The following is a 17950-nucleotide window of genomic DNA, read 5'->3' as shown; positions in this document are numbered from 1 at the left end:
GGCGTGCGCGCGCCGAGATCGGCAGCGATTGCGGGCGCAGCGGAAAGCGCGGCGACCGCGACGAAAGCGAGCAGAATCGTCTTCATGGTACTTACTCCAAACACATGACCCAAGAGACGCCACGTGTCAGGCGCCCCTCCATGGCCGACAGATAAAACGCATTTGAACAAATTGCTGTCGCGCGCCGAGCACAGCGATTTTCAATCCAACGCATTGGAAGACAAAGCGTTTCTGGTGCTTAACAGGGCCCTAATCAACGCTGAGGAATGGCTTAATGGAGCGTCTGCGAAGTGTCGCTTTGGGACAGCGGGTTAATGCCGCTTAAGAGTGCGCGCGAGTTCGTCGCGATCGACGATGTCCTTCGAATCGACAGGCCAGACGTGCGCGCCACGCCCCCGCATTTTTACGGCTTGGAAAATTAACCGGGTCGCAGAGCCGAATTGCGAGGATTCGAAGGCCTTTGGAGCAAGTCCTTTCCCTTTCCCACTGATGACGGTCGCGTTGGCGATCGACCTCACCGCATCGATGTGAGCAGACATGAAACTTCGCCTTTCGATCTCGGCGGCCATCACCGTCTTTGGCCTCGTGCTGGCCGTCGGTTTCGCATCGGTCGCGTTGACGGGCGCCTACGCGCTGAGGGAGCTGAAGGTCGGCGGGCCGCTCTATGCGAACATCAAGCTCGGCAATGACCTCGTCGCCGACATCCTGCCGCCGCCGGAATATGTTCTCGAGGCCTATCTCGAGACGACGCTTGCCCTGCGTGAGCCGAAAAATGCCGCCGAGCATGAGAAGAAGCTCACTCAGCTCAAGAAGGATTACGAGGACCGCAAGGCGTTCTGGACCAAGTCGGACCTTCAGCCGACCCTGAAGACCCTGCTCGTCGAGAAGTCCGATGCCGAGGTGAGCAGGTTCTGGCAGGCGGTGGACGATCTGCTGCCGTCGTTGCACACGAACGAGCTCGACAAGGCGGAAGCGGCCTATGCGCGCGTGAGCGAGGCCTATGCCGCCCATCGCGCGGTCATCGACGATCTGGTCGAGAAAGCCAACAAGCTGAATTCGGATATGGAGGCCACCGCCGCCGCGCGCGACACCGGTATCTCCTATGTGGTGTGGGCGGTGTCGGCCCTGGTGCTTGCGGTCGTGGTGCTCGGCATACTCGGTCTGGGCCTCGGCGTGGTTCGGCCGCTGGTGCGTATCACCGAGGCGATGCGGCAGATCGCCGGCGGAAAGCTGTCCACCGAAATTCCCTTCGCCAATCGGAGTGACGAGATCGGCGCGATGGCCGCGGCGCTGGCCGTCTTCAAGGACAACGCGCTCGACAATGCCCGCCTGCACGACCGGCAGAAGGACGACTGGGCGAAGTCCGAGGATATGCGGCGCAAGGCCGCTTTGCAGATGGCCGATACCGTCGAGCGCGAGACCGGCGCATCGGTCGAGGCCGTGGCGGGCGCATCGCGTGACGTCGAGACCGCGGCTTCGGGCCTGCTGGACCTCGCGCGGGACCTCTCAGCGGAGGCGACCGCCGTGGCTTCGGCATCGGAGCAGTCGCTCGCCAGCGCGCAGGCCGTCTCCGCCGCGGCCGATCAGATGACGAGCTCGATCCGCGAGATCGCCTCGCAGGTGGCGCGTGCCAGTTCGATCACCAGGACCGCAGTCTCAGGCCGCGAGAAGGCGCAGGAGACGATCCAGTCGCTTTCGGGCGCGGTGAACAAGATCGCCGAGGTCTCCGCTCTGATCGGCGGCATCGCGGAGCAGACCAATCTTCTGGCGCTGAACGCCACCATCGAGGCCGCGCGCGCCGGCGAGGCCGGCCGCGGCTTTGCCGTGGTCGCCGCCGAGGTGAAGTCGCTCTCGGATCAGACGGCGAAGTCGACCGAGGAAATTTCCCGGCTGATCGCCGAGGTGCAGTCGGCGACGACGGCCACCGTAGAGGCCGTCGAAGGCATCGGCGGCCGAATTTCCGAGATCGACGAGGTGGCATCCTCGGTCGCGGCCGCAATCGAGGAGCAGCACGCGGCGACGGCGGAGATCGGCCGCTCGGTGGCGGCGTCCGCCGCCGCCGCGCAGGAGGTTTCCGCGAAGATCGGCGATGTGAGCCGCGACGCCAATTCGGTCGATGGCCGGGCCAGCGACGTGCGCCGTGCGATTACCCAGGTGTCGTCCAACCTTGGCTCGCTGCAGTCGATCCTGGTGCGGGTGGTGCGCACCTCGACCGAAGAGGCAAACCGCCGACGCTGGCAGCGCTTCCATTCCAGCCTGCCGATTTCCATCACCTGCCGCGCCGGCGCCCAGCCGGGCGCCGCGCTTACCGACATCTCCGAGGGTGGCGCCTGGATCAAGGGCGTGCCGGACCTGTCCATGAACGAGGCCGGCACGTTCGGGATCCAGGGCTGCGATTCGACGTTGCGCTTCGTCGTCCGCGGCCGCGAGAACGACGCGCTTCATGTCGAGTTCGAGACCGGCAGCGAGTGGGAAGCCTATCGCCGCTGGTTCGCCGCGAACATCGACCGCAAGGCCGCTTGAGCGGCCAACCCCGAGCCGCAGGGTGGGCTAAGGCGCGGACGCGACGATGCTTCGCATCGCGCGGAGCGACGTGCCCACCATTGTTTCGACAGCCTCGCTCGGAATGGTGGGCACGCTTCTGTCTTTGCGTGGCGCGCCGATGTGCACGTGGCCGCTTAGCCCACCCTACCGGCCACCTCCGAGGTCAACAGATCGTCGATCCGGATCGGGAAGCGGCGGACGCGGACGCCCGTCGCATGCCAGACCGCATTGGCCACGGCTCCGGCCGAGCCGGTGATGCCGATCTCGCCGACGCCCTTGATGCCGAGCGGATTCACATGCGGATCGAGCTCGTCGACGGTGAACGCCTCCATGCGCGGGACATCGGCATTCACGGGCACATGATATTCGCTGAGATTGGCGTTCATGATCCGCCCCGAGCGGTGATCGATGATCGCCTGCTCGTGCAGGGTGAACGAGACGCCCCAGATCATGCCGCCGAGGAGCTGGCTCCTCACCATCCGCGGATTGATCACGCGGCCTGCCGCGAACACTCCCACCATCCGGCTGACGCGAACCTGGCCGAGATCGGGATCGACCTTCACCTCCGCGAATACCGCGCCGTGGGCGTGCATCGCGTAGTTCGACTGCGCCGCGGGGTCCATCGTGCCGCTGCCCTGCGCGTCGATCTCGGCAAGGCCGGCGCGGGTCAGGATGTCGGCGTAGCTCTCGCCGCGGCTCTCGTCGTCGCGGCGGAACAGGCGGCCGTTGCGTGCCACCACGCCGGTATTGCCGGCGCCGAACAACGGTGAACGCTGATCCGAGGTCGCAAGCTCGGCGAGCTTGCCGATCACGGCCGCGCCCGCATTGTGGATCGCCGTGCCCGCGGTCGCGGTATGCGCCGAGCCGCCGGCGATGCCGGCATCCGGCAGATCGGAGGAGCCGGCCTTGAACGCGACGCGGTCGAGGTCGAGCGCGAGCGAATCGGCGGCGATCTGCGCGAAGGCGGTCCAGGCGCCCTGGCCCATGTCGTGCGTGCCGCTCTCCATCACCCCGGAGCCGTCGTGCCGGATCACCGCGCGCGCCTGTGCGGCGAACATCAGGGCCGGGAAGGTCGCCGTGCCCATGCCCCAGCCGACCAGGAAGCCGTCATCGTCGCGCATGGTGCGCGGCTGGAGTGATCGCTTCGACCAGCCGAAGCGCTCGGCGCCCTGGGCATAGCATTCGCGCAGCGCCTTCGACGAGAACGGCTTGCCCGTCGCCGGCTCGACCTCGGCGTAGTTCTTCAGGCGAAAGGCGAGCGGGTCGAGGCCGCAGGCGAAAGCCATTTCGTCGATCGCGCTTTCGAGCGCTATCGATCCGGTCGCCTCGCCCGGGGCGCGCATGAACAGCGGCGTGCCGACATCGGTGCGCACCGCCTCGTGCGAGGTCGCGAGCGCAGGGCTGGCGTACAGCGTATGCGAGGCGTCGGCCGCGGGCTCGTAGAAGTCATCGAAGCTCGAGGTCGCAATCCTGGCGTGGTGATCGATCGCGGCGATCCTGCCATCGGCGGCAGCCGCGATGCGCAGGCGTTGCCGGCTCGGCGAACGGTGGCCGACCGGGCCGTACATCTGCTCCCGCCGCAGCACCAGCTTGACCGGTCGTCCGACCAGCTTCGCGGCGAGAATGCCCAGCACCTGCGGTCCTTTCACCAGGCCCTTGGAGCCGAAGCCGCCGCCGAGGAACGGGCTACGAATGTGAATCTTGTCGGGCGAGATGCCGAACAGGCCGGCGATTCGTCCCTGCGCCATCGCCATGCCCTGGCTCGGAGTATCGATCGACAGCCGATCGCCGTCCCATGACGCGACGATCGCATGCGGCTCCATGGCGTTGTGGTACTGCATCGGCGTCTCGTAGGTGGCGTCGATCCGATGCGGCGCGCCGGCAAGCGCGCTCTCCACGTCGCCGCCATGCTGCACGGAAGCCGGGTTGCCGACGCCGACGGCTGGCGGCGCGTAGCTTTCGTTCGAATCGAGGCCGACGCGCGCGGGCTCGGCCTCATAGCGCGGCGACAGCAGCACAGCGCCCTCGGTCGCCGCCTCCAGCGTCTCGGCGATCACGACCGCAATCGCCTGGTTGGCGTAGCGCACGCGATCATTCTGCAGGAGATCCATCCGGAACATGAACGGATTGGTCTTGGCGTCCGGGTCCTCGGCGAGCGGGGGCCGGTTCATCTGTGTCATCACCTCGACGACGCCGGGGTGGCGCCTGGCGGCCTCGACATCGAGCGAGGTCACGCGGCCGCGCGCGATGCTGGCTGTCGCCAGCACGGCGTAGAGCATTCCCGGCGGATGGTTGTCGGCGGCGTAGCCCGCCGCGCCGGTGACCTTCAGCATACCCTCGCGGCGGGTCAAGGGCTGGCCGATGTTCGAGCCATGACGAAGATGCGCGGGATCGCGGGTCAGGTTGATCTCAGGCGACATGACGGACTCCGGCAACGGAAGAGAAGGGCGAGGCGGGCAGGGCAGGGACGCGATCCGGCGTGCCCTGTGCGGCGAGAGTCAGCGCGCGCACGACGATCCGCTGCGCAAGCTCGATCTTGAAGGCGTTGTCGCCGGACGGTTTTGCACCGTCGAGCGCAGCGGCGGCAGCGCGACGGAACGCGGTCTCGTCGGCATGGGCGCCCGCGAGCGCCTGCTCTGCGGCACGCGCACGCCACGGCTTTGGCGCAACTCCGCCCAGCGCGAGCCGCGCCTCTCTGATGGTGCCGTTCTCGATCGCGAGTCCGGCCGCGGCAGAGACCAGCGCGAAGGCGTAGGACGTACGCTCGCGCACCTTCAGATAGCGTGAATGCCCCGCGAAGGCGCTGGCCGAGGCCGGCAGCCGCACCGCCGTGATCAGCTCGCCCGGCTTCAGCACATTGTCGCGCTCCGGCGCAGCACCGGATGGCGGATAGAGCGCGTCGAGTGCCATCTCGCGCCGGCCGTTCCTGCCCTCGATCTCCACGATCGCATCGAACGCCGCGAGCGGCACGCAGAAATCGGACGGATGGGTGGCGATGCAGCCCTCGCTCCAGCCGAGAACCGCGTGCAGGCGATTGTCGCCCTCGCGGGCATCGCAGCCCGTGCCCGGCGCGCGTTTGTTGCAGCGGCTCGCGGTGTCGTAGAAATAGCTGCAGCGCGTCCGTTGCAGCAGGTTGCCGCCGACGGTCGCGGCGTTGCGGAGCTGCGCCGAGGCGCCGGACAGCAGCGCTTCGGCAATCGCGGGACAGCTCTTCGCGAAGGCGGCGTCATGGGCCAGATCGGCATTCCTGACCAGGGCGCCGATGCGCAAGCTTCCATCCGCCTGCCACTCGATGCGATCGAGCCCGGGCAGGCGCGAGACATCGACCAGCCGGGTCGGCCGGACGATATTGCCCTTCATCAGGTCGAGCAGGTTGGTGCCGGCGGCGAGATAGGCGGCGCCCGGTTCGGACGCGGCGGCGACGGCCTCGGCGGTATCAGCCGGCCTGACATAATCGAACCGGTTCATGCCGCACGCTCCGTCTTCGAGGTGCCGAGCATCTTCTGCGCCTCGAGCACCGCCTCGGTGATCCCGGCATAGGCGCCGCAGCGGCAGAGATTGCCGCTCATGGCTTCGCGGATGCGCTCGGGGTCGCTGCCGGTCTGGGCTTCCATCATCAGCCCGATCGCGCTCATGATCTGGCCCGGCGTGCAGAAGCCGCATTGCAGCCCGTCATGTTCGATGAAGGCGGCCTGCACCGGATGCAGTCTGCCGCCCTGCGCGATGCCCTCGATGGTGACGATCTCGGCACCATCCTGGCTTGCCGCCAGCGCGAGGCACGAATTGACGCGCTTGCCGTCGACCAGCACCGTGCAGGCGCCGCATTGGCCGCGGTCGCAGCCTTTCTTGGTGCCGGTGAGCTCGAGGCGTTCGCGCAGCAGGTCGAGCAGCGTGACGCGCGGGTCGTCGAGCACGAGTTCGCGCCGCTCACCATTGACGGTGAGGCTGAGAGGCAGATTCATAGCAGTGTTCCGATCGGCTGTTGTCTTGCGGACCGCCGCGGTCACGGCCTTACGGGCCGCGATCCGAATTGATCCCGGGTGCGCGCCTGCCGCCGAGCGATCGAGGGAGCCGGGCAGCCAGCGCGCGCCTCTTATACGGAGGATGCCTCCGGTTATCAATCCGCCGCCATTCAAGAGATGGTGACCTGATCCGCATGCACCGGAGCACGACACGCGGAACGGCAACGATTCTAGTGTGATTTGGTTCGACAGTTCTCTTATGGTGCATGCGAGAGCAGATGAACGACGGCAGCGGGATGCCAGTTAAGACCGAGGAAAGGCTTCGCAAGCCGCGCGCCGACGCGATACGCAATCGTGAGCGGGTGCTCGAGGCCGCCAAGGCGGTGTTCAGCGCCGGCGGCGTCGAGGCGAGCCTGGAGGCGGTGGCGCGGCGCGCCGGCGTCGGCATCGGCACGCTGTACCGGCATTTCCCGACCCGCGAAGCCCTGTTCGAGGCGGTGTACCGGCGCGAGGTCGAGCAGCTCTCCGATCTCGCCGCTCGCCTGCAGAGCGAGGCCGCGCCCGTCGAGGCGCTGCGGCTCTGGCTGCGCGCCAATGTCGAATTCGTCGCCACCAAGAAGGGCATGGCCGCGGCGCTGGCAATCGCCACCTCCGGCACCTCGGAATTGACTATCTTCTCCTTCGCGCGGCTGACCAAGGCGGTCGGCGGCCTGCTCGCCCGCGCGGTCGCGGCCGGCGACGTCCGCGCCGACGTCAGCGCCGAGGACCTCTTGCGCACTTTGGTCGGCATGTGCCTGCTGCACGATCAGCCAGGCTGGCAGGCCGGCGTGGTGCGCATGCTCGACGTGCTCATCGACGGCTTGCGGGTGAGCGCGCCGACGCGGCGGAAGAAGTGAGAGGTGCGTAGGGTGGGCTAAGCGGCCGCCTGCACAGTAGCACGCCACGAAAAGACAGAAGCGTGCCCACCATTCAAAACCGTGCTGTCGAGTCTGCTGAGACAATGGTGGGCACGGCGCTTACGCGCCTTAGCCCACCCTACGCAGCTACGCCAGTCTCAACCCTCGCCGTCATCCTCCACGTCCGACAGCGGCACGCGCTTGAAGCCGGGCGGGGTCGGCTCGCCCTCCCTGGCGACGCGCGGGCGCGCCGTGGCGGGATGCGCGGTGGCGAGGTTGTTCCAGTCGTAGTCGTAGACCTTGGCGAGATAGGCCGCGATCTCCTGGTCGTCGAAGATCAGGCTGGCGTCGCGGTTGGTCTTGACGCCTTCGTTCGACCAGTTGTGGCTGCCGAACATCACGATCTTGCCGTCGACGATGATCGTCTTGTTGTGGCAGGCGGGCTGGAAGCGGAACACCTCCTTCGGGAAGTCGAGCCCGATCAGCACGTCGAGGCTTTCCTGCTTCATCAGGTCGCGGCAGATGACGCGCACCTCGACGCCGGCATCGATCTTCTTCTTCAGCGCGCCGACCAGGAGCTTGAACTCGGTGAAGTCGTCGTCAGTGCCGCGGAAATTGATGTACTGGTTCTGGAACCAGACGCTCTCCTTCGCGGACTGGATCAGCTTCAACGCATTCTCGGCGTAATTGTCGGGCGTCAGCAGCGGTTGCACGCTGACCTTGCGGTTCAGGCGCAGCGGCGGGAACAGCTGCTTGGGCTTGGCGAACTCTTCCGCCTCCTCGGCCTCGATCGGCACGAACACCTCGACGTCAGCTGCGAGGCTGTCGGGCTGGGCGAAGCTCACGTCCTCGCCGGCCTGCGCGGCCGACAGCTCGAAGTCGCGCTTGATGTAGAACTCGTAGATCGACGCGAGCTTGTCGTTGTTGATGATGGCGTGATAGTCGCGGTTGTACTTGCGCTGGAAGCCGGCCGGCAGCTCGTCGGGATTGTCGGCGAAGGGATGGACGTCCGGCTGGTTCGACGACTGCCAGTTGCCGCTGGAGAGCCAGACCGCGCTGGAATCGCGGACCGCGACCTTGATGTGATAGGCGGAAGCGAACAATCCGTCCGGATTCTTCTTGGAGACGAGCGTGGCCCAGGTCTGCTCGAAGCGGCGCTTCATCTCGGTTTCGAGCGGCTCGATCACGTCCGCTTCCTCGTTGAGGTCGTTGGCCTTGACGCCCGATTTCGCCGGCTTCTCCGGCACCGGATGCAGGATCAGTTCGAGCTTGCGCCCCGCAGGGCTCACCGCCTGCTCGATCGCCTTGAAGATGTGCGGCGCGGTGAACTGATACATCGCGACCGTAAGTGTCTCCTTGGTTGCGCCGAGGAAGGTCTCGAGCTCGCCCCAGCCGGCCTCCGGACTGACGCAGATCGTCAGCTCCATCTTCTCATCGACCAGCGGCAGGTCGGGAGGAGAAGGCGGCTTGTAGCTGCCGCTCTTCGGCGGTGCGAAGTCCAAGGCGCCGACGCCGCCGATCATCTGCTCGAAGGCGGAGACCATCGATCCGCCGGGCGTGCCGAAGGAGACCGGCTGCTTCCGCGCCGCGGCGACCTGCTCCTCCACCGTCGCGTCGATCACCGTGCAGGGGACGCCGAACTCGCCTTCGAGCTTGGTGTCCTGCACCGGTGCGGTGCCCGGCGTCACCGCCACGACGATCGCGGGAACGGGCTTGCCTTCGGGTGGATATTTGTAGCCGGGCCGCACCGTCACGACGCCGGCCGTCTCGGACAATTGCGCGCGAGCCGCATCGATTGCCTTCATGATCGGCGCGAAGGCCGCCTTCACCGCGGCTGATACTTGCGGGATATCTGACTCATTCATGGACGTTCTCCCAATGACAGGCTACGAATCAATTGTTCCGACTTCTATTCGAACTTGGCCCACCGCCGTGTGACGGTCAGGTGAGAATGTCGTTGCGGATACGGACCGCGGGATCGCCGAGCAGCACGTAGTTCTGCGCGTCGTTGCGCTCGAGCCAGGAGCCGACCAGGTCGCGGTCGGCGAGGCGGTCGCCGGCGGATGCGGTCGGCGACGTGGCGCTCAGCAGGATGGCCGAGAGGTCGGCATAGCGGGCGCCGAACCGGGTGCACATCACATGTCCGATCGGCTTGCCGCTCAGCATCTCGCCGAGGCTGCCTTCGAACGTGCCGATCTGCGGCGTGGAGACGCTGGGCGACTGCATCGAGAAGCCCCAGGCACGGTCGATGTGGCCGATCACCGCGAGCGCCGAGCCCTTGGGATGCGCCAGCAGCCGACGCGGCAAGGCGGCGATGAACGGTTCCGGCGCCAGCGCCGGCGCGTCGGCGGCCTGCGACAGGTCCTTGAGGAACTGGTCCTTGTCCGGCGTGCCGGCGCCGAAGCAGGCGAACAGGAACGCCACCATGCCGCTGACATTGGCGTCGTCGGCAATGTCGGCGGCGGTCAAATAATGCTCCGGCTTGACGTCGCCGAAGCCCGGCCAGTCCTGGCACAACAGCGCGCCCTGTCCGGCCGCCTGCTCGGCCTGTCCCGCATTGAACTGCATGCCGTGGGAAGCGGTGAACAGCAGCGCCGGCGGCCTGGCTGCGTGCAGCGTGGCGAGCAGGTTCGCCTTGGTGGCGTTCTTGGCGAGAAACAGCTCCTGGTCGACCGAGGCGAGCTTGTTGATCGGGTCGACGCCGTCATCGGCGATGCCGTTGATCAGGGGATCGAGCAGGAAGGTCGAGGAGAGCCGGGTGGCGCCGTCGCCGAGATGGCGCGTGCCCCAATAGGAGATCTTCTTCGCGTTGGGGACCGACCTTCCGCCTTCATAGGCGATCGTCGAGCGGGCATATTGCTCGTAGTCGCCGGCCGCGTCGAAGGCGAGGCGGCCGACGGCATATTCGACGCCGAGCAGATACTGGAATTCATAGGGGATCTGCTCGGGCGAACCGACCAGCAGCAGGTAATAGGGAACTTTGCGCGGCAGCAGCGTGCCGGGTGACACGCCGTTGCGGGCCAGCCATTGGCGCACCTGCTCGCCCGGCCGGTAGTCGAGCTCCTTGACGAGCGTGCCACCCTGCTTGCCGCGGAGGTCCATCAAGGGTTTCAGCGCGTCGCGGATCGGCTGGGCCGTGTCGGCGGGGAAGATGATGCCCCATCCGACGTCCTTCACGCTTTCGGTCTTGCCGGGCGGCAGGGCGAAGCGGGTCGCCTCTTTCCGCGTGTCGGAGAAGGTATCGGCGCCATGATTTTTCGACACCTGGCTTGCGATGTCGTCGATCGAGCGCGGCGGAACCGCGTATTGGCCGGTATTGGCGTTGATGCCGTTGACATAGACGAGGTTCGGGTCGTCGTCGGCGGGAGTGCTGGTGCTCATGATGGAGACCTTGGTTGCGGGTTTTGCCGGCGCCGGCGCCGCTGATGGCGCCGGGCCTGCGGGTGCGATGCTGGGCGCGGCCGCGACCGCGGTGACCGCGACCGATTGCGGATTCGCCACCGCGACCAGGCGGTCGTCGACATGTCCGTAGTGCTGATACGCGCCCCAGCTCGAGGAGGCGGGGTCGCTCTCCTGGGCCTTGCGACGCGCCGTCCGCAGCGCCCTGCCGATGGTCGAATCCAGCGGGTCGAGGGCGAGGCCGCTGCCATCCGGATCGGTCAGTCCCAGCAGGCCGGCATAGAACCACTTCGCGCAGGTCACGGCGCAGTCGTCGTCGACCTCCCAGCCGGCCCCGATATAGTTGGGAATGCCGCGGCCGAAGAAGGCCTGGGCGAGGCCCGTCATGTGCCCGCGCTGCGTCTGGCGGTTGTCGCCGGTCACCGCCGAGTAGCAGGCATTGGCGAACACCAGCCGCGGCACCTGGCGGACGCGGAAGATCTCCTTCGCGGACAGCACGCAATCGGCGGCGAACACCCAGCCGGTCTGCCCCGTCTTCGGGTCGCAAAAGCCGTGGCCGGCGTAGTGCACGAGGTCGTACTGCTTCCTGACCAGCAGCTTCGCGAGCTCGAGCGAATCGCAGCTCCTGGCGCATTTGACGACGCCGTGCTTGCGCGCCTGATCGAGCTCCGGGATGGCGCCTTCGTCCTTCGAGCCCATCCGCAGCGTGACCTCGATCTCATATTGATCGCCCCAGACGTCCTGCGCCTTCTGCAGCACCTCGACGACGGCCTTGCCTTCCCGGCGCGCCCCGGGCAGCCGCAGCGGCCCCGCCGCGGGGTCGGCAATGACCAGGGCTTTCAGCTTGCCGTTCAGCGCCGGCGGCGACGTCGGCGGCGGCGCCAGCACCGTGCGAAACTGGCGCGAGATCGCGACATTGGTGCCGAGGAACAGCGGCTCGCCGGCGAATTTCTCGTAGCCCGCCATCTCCCACGGATACAGGGCGGTGGTGTTGTCGACCTCGAGGGTGACGCTCGCCGGCCCCTCGATCAGCTTGCGGAAATCCTCGGGGATCACCAGCGTGGTGAAGAAATCGCCCTGCTCCTGGCGCTCCTCCGCCGCCTGCGCCAGGCGTTGAGCCGGCGTGAGATCCTCACGCGAGGCCTGTTCGCACACATTCGTCATCTCGTCGGCCAGATCGCGCAACAGATGCGCATTGACCTCCTGCTCCCGCTGCGGGACCACGGCGACGTCAGACAGGGCCGAGAACTGGAACACGTCGGTCGGAAACTGGTCGATCGCCTTGGTCGGCTTCTTGCGTTTCGCCGGCTCCGCGGATTTGGCGCGGGCGAGGCTCACGGCCGCCGATTGGCTCTGGGTCACGCGCAGGTAGGTGATGGGGGGCGCCGGCTCGATGTCGGCGCGGGTCGATTCGAGGATCGGGTCGGGGTCGACGACGATGTCTTCGTCATCGAGATGCAGCGTGATGTTCGGCAGCACGCCGATCTCGCCGAGCGCCGCCCTGATGCGGTCGAGCTTCTGCTTGTCCTCGTGCGCGAGCTTGACCGTGAGCGGTGCCTGCACCACGGCCTGGAAGGCCTCCCTGGCTTCCGTCACGCTGTCGGCGATGGCGCAGGCGCGCTCGTAGCCGTCGCAGATGCCCTGCACCAGGCCGCGCACCGCATCACCGATCGGAAGCTCGTTGCGCCGCGTGCCGAGCAGCGGCGTCGCGAATTCACCGGCGCCGATCGCCTTGATGGTGACGATGATGTTGGAGAAGATGAAGCGGACGCCGTCCTGCGCGAAGCGGCCCGGCTCGCCCATGCCGGCCAGCAGCAGCGTCCTGGCCTTGAGCTTGTCGGCCTTGTGGAAATCGGCGAGGTTGATCGGCATCAGCTGGCCGAGCGCTGAGCCGATGATGCCGAGGTCGACGGCCCGCGTCAGCCATGAATCCAGCACGTGGTCGAACACCTTGGTCGGGCCGGCGAAGGCGAGGCCGTCATAGCGCGCGCCGACCGCGACCTCCGTCGTGACGTTGGTCAGGCCGCCGTGAACGAGCTTGATCCGGACCTCGAGCGGCGGCGCTGCCGCCGCCTTGATGGAGATGTCCGCCGCGTCTGCCCCGGCGCTCCGGCTTATCTTGCTCTCCAGCACGTCCGCTCTCGCAATTGGAATGCGACATCGCCGCCGTCAGGCGACAGGTGGCGCGGGGATTACATCTTCAAAAATAGACGATGATGCTGTCACAACCGAAGGTTAAGTCAACGGGCGCGCGGCACGCCGCGCCACGGCATTCTGTCACGCCATTCTGTCACGCCATGGCCATCGGTATTGTGAAGCCGCTCACACCGCCGAAGCAGCTTTCGGCGCAGCCGTCAATTCTTCATTCCCGCCTCGGCGCCGCCACCGACGAGGCGGGAATGTTGCAGTCGGTTCGCGGAACTGGAATAATTCAGGCACTGCATTGAGACAGGCCTTGGTCGATGAAGCGACGGCGACGCATCGATTGGCTTGGCGTTGCCTGCACTATTATTATCGTTGTCGGCTGCGCCGCCACCCTTCCCCTCGAGAACTACGGCTTGATCAGGATCTTCGCCGTGATCTTCCCCGTCGTGTTCGGCGCCTATGCCTATTGGGCCTGGCGCGAGAGCCGGTGAGGACGAGCGATTCCTTGCAACCTGTCGCTCCCAAGCGCTCCGACCTCATCCTTCGAGACGCATCGCTCGCGCGATGCTCCTCAGGATGAGGTCGGAGGACGCTGATATGATTCGAATTTCAAGATCGCTCGTCTATGGTTTGGGCGTCGCTGCCTCGACCCGGTCCGTCACGTCGAGAATGAGACTCGCGATCAGGCGCGAGCGATCGACCACGCCCTGAAACTGCCCATTTGGTTTGATGACAGGCAGCCAATCGGTGTTCTTGGTCTCCATCTGCTCCAGCACCTCGCGCTTGTTGGCATCGGATTTGACCGCCCCGCTTGCCGGCACGAAACCCGCCAGCTTGGCAAGCTGCTGCTGATCGTCAGGTGAACCTCGATTGACCAACGCCGTCAGGCTCGCGAACGTCTGCCCGCCTCCCGGGCTTTCCAGCAGCGCGAGGAGCTTCTTGGCCTCCATCATCCCGAAGAATTTCCTGTCCGTATTGAGAAACACCACGAAACGGAGGAACGGGTATTTGGACAGCGTCTGCAGGTACTGCTGAATCGCGTTCGGATCATAGCTCCCGGCGCCCAGCACGAATTCGAGCGCCTGGACCTGGCGCCGGACGAAGTCGGGTATTTCGCTGGTGCCGCCCTTGAGCGCCTCTTCGAGCGGCGCAACGGGAAGCGGCGTGACCTGCGGATTGACCGGCTGCTTCGCGGCCGACACGATGGCCTTCTCCACCGTGATGCCGCCGTTGCCGACGATCAGCTTGTCGATTCCCCCGACCAGGAACAGCGTCAACCCCGCGGCGATGACGGCGATGAGGGCGTCCGGCAGCGTGACCTGAACCTTTTCGGCACTCAGGCTCCGCAGCGCGACCGCGCCGACGAGCACGGCGACGGCAACGATGGCGGTTGCGGTTTCTTTCCAGGTCCACATGTTGGCCGTCGCTTACAGCATCGGTGGCACCGAGCCAACCATGGGCAGGGCGGGGCGATTGTGAATTCGTTCACATGCCCAGGGGTTTTTCAAACGAGGAGCTTCGGACAAGGCGGGCGTCTCGAAGGATGGCTGCGAAACAACGAAGCACTCTCGATCATGGCTCATCGACGGCAATTGCCCGAGCCTTCGCGACAGAAAGCCCCGGCGCCGGAGCGCAGGGGCTGCTTGTTCGGCAAGCAGGATCGTCCGGCGTCAACCACCGACGTCCGAGTTGATGACGTCGCCGAAGCGCTCCCAGGTCTCGCCCTTGAACCGCATGAGCTGCATTTGCGAGATCGGGGCGAAATCCGTCGGGCTGGTGTTGATCTTCACGCCCGGCAAAAGTCCGCGGACCGCGAAATCGTGCAGGCTTGCCGCCTGCTTCATGACGTTCGCGCGGGTCAGATCGTCCCCGCACTGCTTCAGCACCTGAACCATGGTCTGCGCGACGGCATAGCCATAGATCACGTTCGCATCGATGCGGTTGGCTTCGGAATAATACTTGTCCAGGAACGCATTCCAGGCCTTGATATCCGCATCATCCTTCCATTGGGCGTCGGTCGGGTCCTTGAGGTAGGCCGAGGAGATGACGCCCTGCGCGTTTTCGATACCGGCCGGCTTGATCGCGGCGCTGATCGAGGAACTGACGTTGTTGAGGAAATGGGTCGGCTTCCATTCGATCTCGGCGGCCTTCCTGATCGCCTGGGCCGCGAACTTCGGAATCGCCACGTCGAAGAATACGTCGGCGCCGGAGGCCTTCAGCTTGATGATGTGCGAATCGATGGTCGGCTCCGTGGTCTCGTAGCTGTCCTCCGCGACGATCATCGAAGCGGCCTTGGCGCCCAGGCCGTCCTTGAGGCCCTTCAGGTAGTCCTTGCCGTAATCGTCGTTCTGGTAGAGCACGGCGATCCTGGCATTGGGCATGTTCTCGAGGATATACCTCGCATAGATACGACCTTCGCTTTGATAGTTGGGCTGAAAGCCCATGGTCCAGGGGAATGCGCTCGGGTCGTTCCACTTGGTGGCCCCGGTGGCGACGAACAATTGCGGCACCTTTTTCTCGTTCATGTATTTGTGGATCGCCGAATTCGGCGGGGTCCCCAGCGAGTTGAAGATGAGCAGGACCTCATCGCTCTCGACGAGCTTGCGCGCCTGCTCCACGGTCTTCGGCGGGCTGTAGCCGTCATCGTAGGAGATGAAGTTGATCTTGCGGCCATTGATGCCGCCCTCGGCATTGATCTTGGCGAAGTAGGCCGCCTCGGTCCTGCCGATGACGCTGTAGGACGACGCCGGCCCGCTATAGGCCATGATGTTGCCGATCTTGATCTCGGTATCGGTGGCGCCGATGTCGTATTTCTTCTGCGCGAGCGCAGCGTTCGACGTTGCAGCAGCAATCAGGAAGGCAGCCGAGAAGGCCGCCAACCGCACATGAAGAGCGGGCATTCTGATCTCCCTGGACTGGTTGAATGTGTCGATTGTCTTGATCGGAGCGTCTTGTGCGCCCCTCCGACGCATTCAATACCCGCAGCGTGATCCGGACAACAAGGGATCGCAGGGGGCGTCATTTAGTCTAGTTCGCGCCGGTAAGCCGATAGGTCGAGTGCCCATGACTACGGTGACCACCGTCACCGTAACTCCACCAGCACACAGCACGTCATTCCGATCTGAACAGCTGCAGCTAGTCCTCTACGAACGAAATAGCCCATATGTGGCGACTTTCCCTGGCCTCCGGTCAGCGCTTCAATGGAACACGCCCGCCGCTCCTCGCTAGCCGATCTGCCTAAATGCGGCTAAGATGCGCAAATGTTGAAAGACAAAAAAATCACGGTATTGACTTTCAGCGGCCCGCGGTTCGAAGACCATGGGCTTGATGTCGACGTGTTGCCGGAAATCAGCGCCTACAAGCGGCTGCTCCAAGAAACAGCGAAGACGCTATGGAAGCGAAAACATCCGACCCGGGAGCGCCTCCCCAAGAACTTTGACGCTGAGATTTCCTTGAAGTTCTTCAAAATCGAAGCCGGCTCCACAGGTGTACCGCTAGTCCGCGTCGCACCCAGCCGCACTGCGCCGGAGCTGCCATTTGAGGACGAACTCGACGAAGCCGCACGTTTACTCGAACATTCTATCGAACTCGCCGCGACCTCCGATACGCCGCCGAGGGATTTGCCCCGTAACGTGATTCCTCTGTTTCGAGATTTCGGCAAGATGCTGCGGCCCGACGAGTTCATTGCCGTCTCGGCCGGCCCCGCGCGGAAACAAGGCGCTCGATATGATAACCTGGTAAAGACCCGCATTCTATCCTGGGAAAGCATCCTTTACCGCGACAGCGTTGACTTGCAGGGCGAGGTTCGCGGCACAGATTTGGATGGGCTCAGGTTCACGCTTCGGCTGCCAGATAGCCGCAAGGTTCCCGGTCGCTTTCGAGCAGAACAGGAGGCGATCGTCCTTGAGGCATTGGGTGAGCATACAAGCCGGCGACTGAGAGTGATCGGTCAGGGGGAATACTCGACGGAAGACGGCTCGCTTCAACAGATCAGCAACGTTGATCGCGTCGAAATCGTCGAGCCCGGGCCTGCTGTGACTCATCAAGTTCCCATCTGGCAGCGTCTCGCCGCGATCGGCGCGGCTGTGCCCGAAGAAGCCTGGGCTGATATTCCTGCCGACCTTGCAACAAACGTGGATCTGCACCTTTATCGACACAAGGACGGCTCCGATTGAAGCGGATTGTCTTCGCTGACACGGGGTATTGGGTCGCACTTATCCATCCACGCGACAGCCTCCATGATGTCGCAACGGCCGTATCGCAAGAGCTGGGTGAGTTTTCGATCGTCACGTCGGACATGGTACTGGCGGAAGTGCTGAACATGTTTTCCGGAAAGGGTCAGTTGCGTGGCTTGGCCGCGCAGACTGTGAATGAAATAACTGGTGACGCTACGATTCAGGTTGTGCCTCAGACTCGGCAACTATTTCAGGATGCCCTAAGGCTCTATCAAGATCGTGGCGATAAGGACTGGAGCCTCACGGACTGTGCTTCATTTGTCATCATGCAACGGCTCAAACTCACGGAAGCACTAACCGACGATCAACACTACATACAGATGGGGTTTACGGCGCTTTTGAAGGCGTGAAGTCGAGAAGATGAAGGAACAGCGGTGCACGTTGTTGATGCGCGCGCCGCCCAGATACCGACGAGGTGCTTCCTTATCGCGAGCATGAATGTGCCGGATGACAAAGGCGTAAGCCGCTCAACAATGGCGCCGCTGATGGTTACAGCAACAGTGCTTTTTTAACTGCTCACCTAGCCGATCTCTCGTTATGCGAGCTTCTAACCGGACGAGCCACGCGCGTGCGATTCGTGCGCAGGACTGCCCGGGTCGCGTCAATCCATCGCAAGCATCTTCTGATTTTCATAAAAACCCTTGACGCCGACCCCAAATCAGTGGCATTATGCGCCCGTCCTGCCGCCACAAGAGGGGCGGCTCGCGATCGTCACGGACGTGGGCGGCGGGATGCGATGGACGCGTTGGCGCGCGAGACGAGCGCGCTC

14 protein-coding genes are annotated in these 17950 nt (G+C 64.9%); 6 read left to right on the top strand and 8 right to left on the bottom strand.

Features of this window, described 5'->3' with window-relative positions; all coding sequences use genetic code 11:
• Positions 1–311: 311 nt before the first annotated feature.
• Positions 312–539 carry a hypothetical protein gene (locus tag JOY90_RS08260; RefSeq protein WP_291690652.1) on the bottom strand — a complete coding sequence of 76 codons (228 nt, stop codon included), beginning with the start codon at positions 537–539 and terminating at the stop codon, positions 312–314.
• Between JOY90_RS08260 and JOY90_RS08255 the strand changes: the two genes are divergently transcribed.
• Positions 538–2523 (top strand): methyl-accepting chemotaxis protein, encoded by a 1986-nt coding sequence (locus tag JOY90_RS08255; RefSeq protein WP_291690651.1) that lies wholly within the window; start codon positions 538–540, stop codon positions 2521–2523. The genes JOY90_RS08260 and JOY90_RS08255 overlap by 2 nt on opposite strands.
• 155 nt (positions 2524–2678) lie before the next feature.
• On the opposite strand, the gene JOY90_RS08250 is transcribed toward JOY90_RS08255, so the two are convergent.
• From JOY90_RS08250 to JOY90_RS08240, 3 genes are read right to left on the bottom strand one after another with little or no spacing between them, the layout of a single operon-like run.
• Positions 2679–4964: a xanthine dehydrogenase family protein molybdopterin-binding subunit gene (locus JOY90_RS08250; protein ID WP_291690650.1), complete on the bottom strand. Its 2286-nt coding sequence runs from the start codon at positions 4962–4964 to the stop codon at positions 2679–2681.
• On the bottom strand, positions 4954–6012 hold the full coding sequence (locus JOY90_RS08245) for a xanthine dehydrogenase family protein subunit M (protein ID WP_291690649.1): 1059 nt from the start codon (positions 6010–6012) through the stop codon (positions 4954–4956). Before JOY90_RS08245 ends, JOY90_RS08250 begins: the two co-directional genes overlap by 11 nt.
• Positions 6009–6506, bottom strand: a complete 498-nt coding sequence (locus JOY90_RS08240; protein WP_291690648.1) for a (2Fe-2S)-binding protein — start codon at positions 6504–6506, stop codon at positions 6009–6011. Before JOY90_RS08240 ends, JOY90_RS08245 begins: the two co-directional genes overlap by 4 nt.
• A gap of 296 nt (positions 6507–6802) precedes the next feature.
• On the opposite strand from JOY90_RS08240, the gene JOY90_RS08235 reads away from it, so the two are divergent.
• A complete protein-coding gene (locus JOY90_RS08235; RefSeq protein ID WP_291690647.1) occupies positions 6803–7402 on the top strand; it encodes a TetR/AcrR family transcriptional regulator in 600 nt (199 codons plus the stop codon).
• A 158-nt stretch (positions 7403–7560) separates the two neighbouring features.
• On the opposite strand, the gene JOY90_RS08230 is transcribed toward JOY90_RS08235, so the two are convergent.
• Positions 7561–9267 carry a phospholipase D-like domain-containing protein gene (locus JOY90_RS08230; RefSeq protein ID WP_291690646.1) on the bottom strand — a complete coding sequence of 569 codons (1707 nt, stop codon included), beginning with the start codon at positions 9265–9267 and terminating at the stop codon, positions 7561–7563.
• Between the two features lie 76 nt (positions 9268–9343).
• Positions 9344–12934, bottom strand: coding sequence for a CHAT domain-containing protein (locus JOY90_RS08225; RefSeq protein WP_291690645.1), 3591 nt, complete (start codon positions 12932–12934; stop codon positions 9344–9346).
• 164 nt (positions 12935–13098) lie between these two features.
• Between JOY90_RS08225 and JOY90_RS08220 the strand changes: the two genes are divergently transcribed.
• Positions 13099–13248: a hypothetical protein gene (locus JOY90_RS08220; RefSeq protein WP_291690644.1), complete on the top strand. Its 150-nt coding sequence runs from the start codon at positions 13099–13101 to the stop codon at positions 13246–13248.
• Positions 13249–13263: 15 nt separating this feature from the next.
• Entirely contained in the window at positions 13264–13437 is a 174-nt protein-coding gene (locus tag JOY90_RS08215) for a hypothetical protein (RefSeq protein ID WP_291690643.1), read from the top strand.
• Between the two features lie 132 nt (positions 13438–13569).
• Here JOY90_RS08215 and JOY90_RS08210 read toward each other — a convergent pair whose 3' ends face one another.
• Together JOY90_RS08210 and JOY90_RS08205 are read right to left on the bottom strand one after the other, a co-directional pair.
• On the bottom strand, positions 13570–14361 hold the full coding sequence (locus JOY90_RS08210) for a CBS domain-containing protein (RefSeq protein WP_291690642.1): 792 nt from the start codon (positions 14359–14361) through the stop codon (positions 13570–13572).
• 255 nt (positions 14362–14616) lie between these two features.
• On the bottom strand, positions 14617–15846 hold the full coding sequence (locus tag JOY90_RS08205) for an ABC transporter substrate-binding protein (protein WP_291690641.1): 1230 nt from the start codon (positions 15844–15846) through the stop codon (positions 14617–14619).
• Between the two features lie 360 nt (positions 15847–16206).
• Between JOY90_RS08205 and JOY90_RS08200 the strand changes: the two genes are divergently transcribed.
• Both JOY90_RS08200 and JOY90_RS08195 read left to right on the top strand, forming a co-directional pair.
• Complete coding sequence (locus tag JOY90_RS08200) at positions 16207–17121, top strand: hypothetical protein (RefSeq protein WP_291690640.1); 915 nt, start codon at positions 16207–16209, stop codon at positions 17119–17121.
• Positions 17118–17531, top strand: coding sequence for a PIN domain-containing protein (locus tag JOY90_RS08195; protein WP_291690639.1), 414 nt, complete (start codon positions 17118–17120; stop codon positions 17529–17531). The genes JOY90_RS08200 and JOY90_RS08195 overlap by 4 nt, the downstream gene beginning before the upstream one ends.
• Positions 17532–17950: the final 419 nt, after the last annotated feature.

The sequence above is a fragment of the Bradyrhizobium sp. genome, from assembly GCF_019242285.1.
Classification (GTDB): domain Bacteria; phylum Pseudomonadota; class Alphaproteobacteria; order Rhizobiales; family Xanthobacteraceae; genus Bradyrhizobium.
The sequence above is the reverse complement of the archived record's forward strand: the minus strand, read 5'-3'. Positions and strand labels throughout refer to the sequence as shown.

Bases quoted from the DNA above. Each gene is read 5' to 3' on its own strand.
- JOY90_RS08240 (WP_291690648.1), bottom strand. From the start codon at position 6,506: ATGAATCTGCCTCTCAGCCTCACCGTCAATGGTGAGCGGCGCGAACTC.
- JOY90_RS08215 (WP_291690643.1), top strand. From the start codon at position 13,264: ATGAAGCGACGGCGACGCATCGATTGGCTTGGCGTTGCCTGCACTATT.
- JOY90_RS08200 (WP_291690640.1), top strand. From the start codon at position 16,207: ATGTTGAAAGACAAAAAAATCACGGTATTGACTTTCAGCGGCCCGCGG.
- JOY90_RS08255 (WP_291690651.1), top strand. From the start codon at position 538: ATGAAACTTCGCCTTTCGATCTCGGCGGCCATCACCGTCTTTGGCCTC.
- JOY90_RS08230 (WP_291690646.1), bottom strand. From the start codon at position 9,267: ATGAATGAGTCAGATATCCCGCAAGTATCAGCCGCGGTGAAGGCGGCC.
- JOY90_RS08260 (WP_291690652.1), bottom strand. From the start codon at position 539: ATGTCTGCTCACATCGATGCGGTGAGGTCGATCGCCAACGCGACCGTC.
- JOY90_RS08245 (WP_291690649.1), bottom strand. From the start codon at position 6,012: ATGAACCGGTTCGATTATGTCAGGCCGGCTGATACCGCCGAGGCCGTC.
- JOY90_RS08205 (WP_291690641.1), bottom strand. From the start codon at position 15,846: ATGCCCGCTCTTCATGTGCGGTTGGCGGCCTTCTCGGCTGCCTTCCTG.
- JOY90_RS08210 (WP_291690642.1), bottom strand. From the start codon at position 14,361: ATGTGGACCTGGAAAGAAACCGCAACCGCCATCGTTGCCGTCGCCGTG.
- JOY90_RS08250 (WP_291690650.1), bottom strand. From the start codon at position 4,964: ATGTCGCCTGAGATCAACCTGACCCGCGATCCCGCGCATCTTCGTCAT.
- JOY90_RS08235 (WP_291690647.1), top strand. From the start codon at position 6,803: ATGCCAGTTAAGACCGAGGAAAGGCTTCGCAAGCCGCGCGCCGACGCG.
- JOY90_RS08220 (WP_291690644.1), top strand. From the start codon at position 13,099: ATGGCCATCGGTATTGTGAAGCCGCTCACACCGCCGAAGCAGCTTTCG.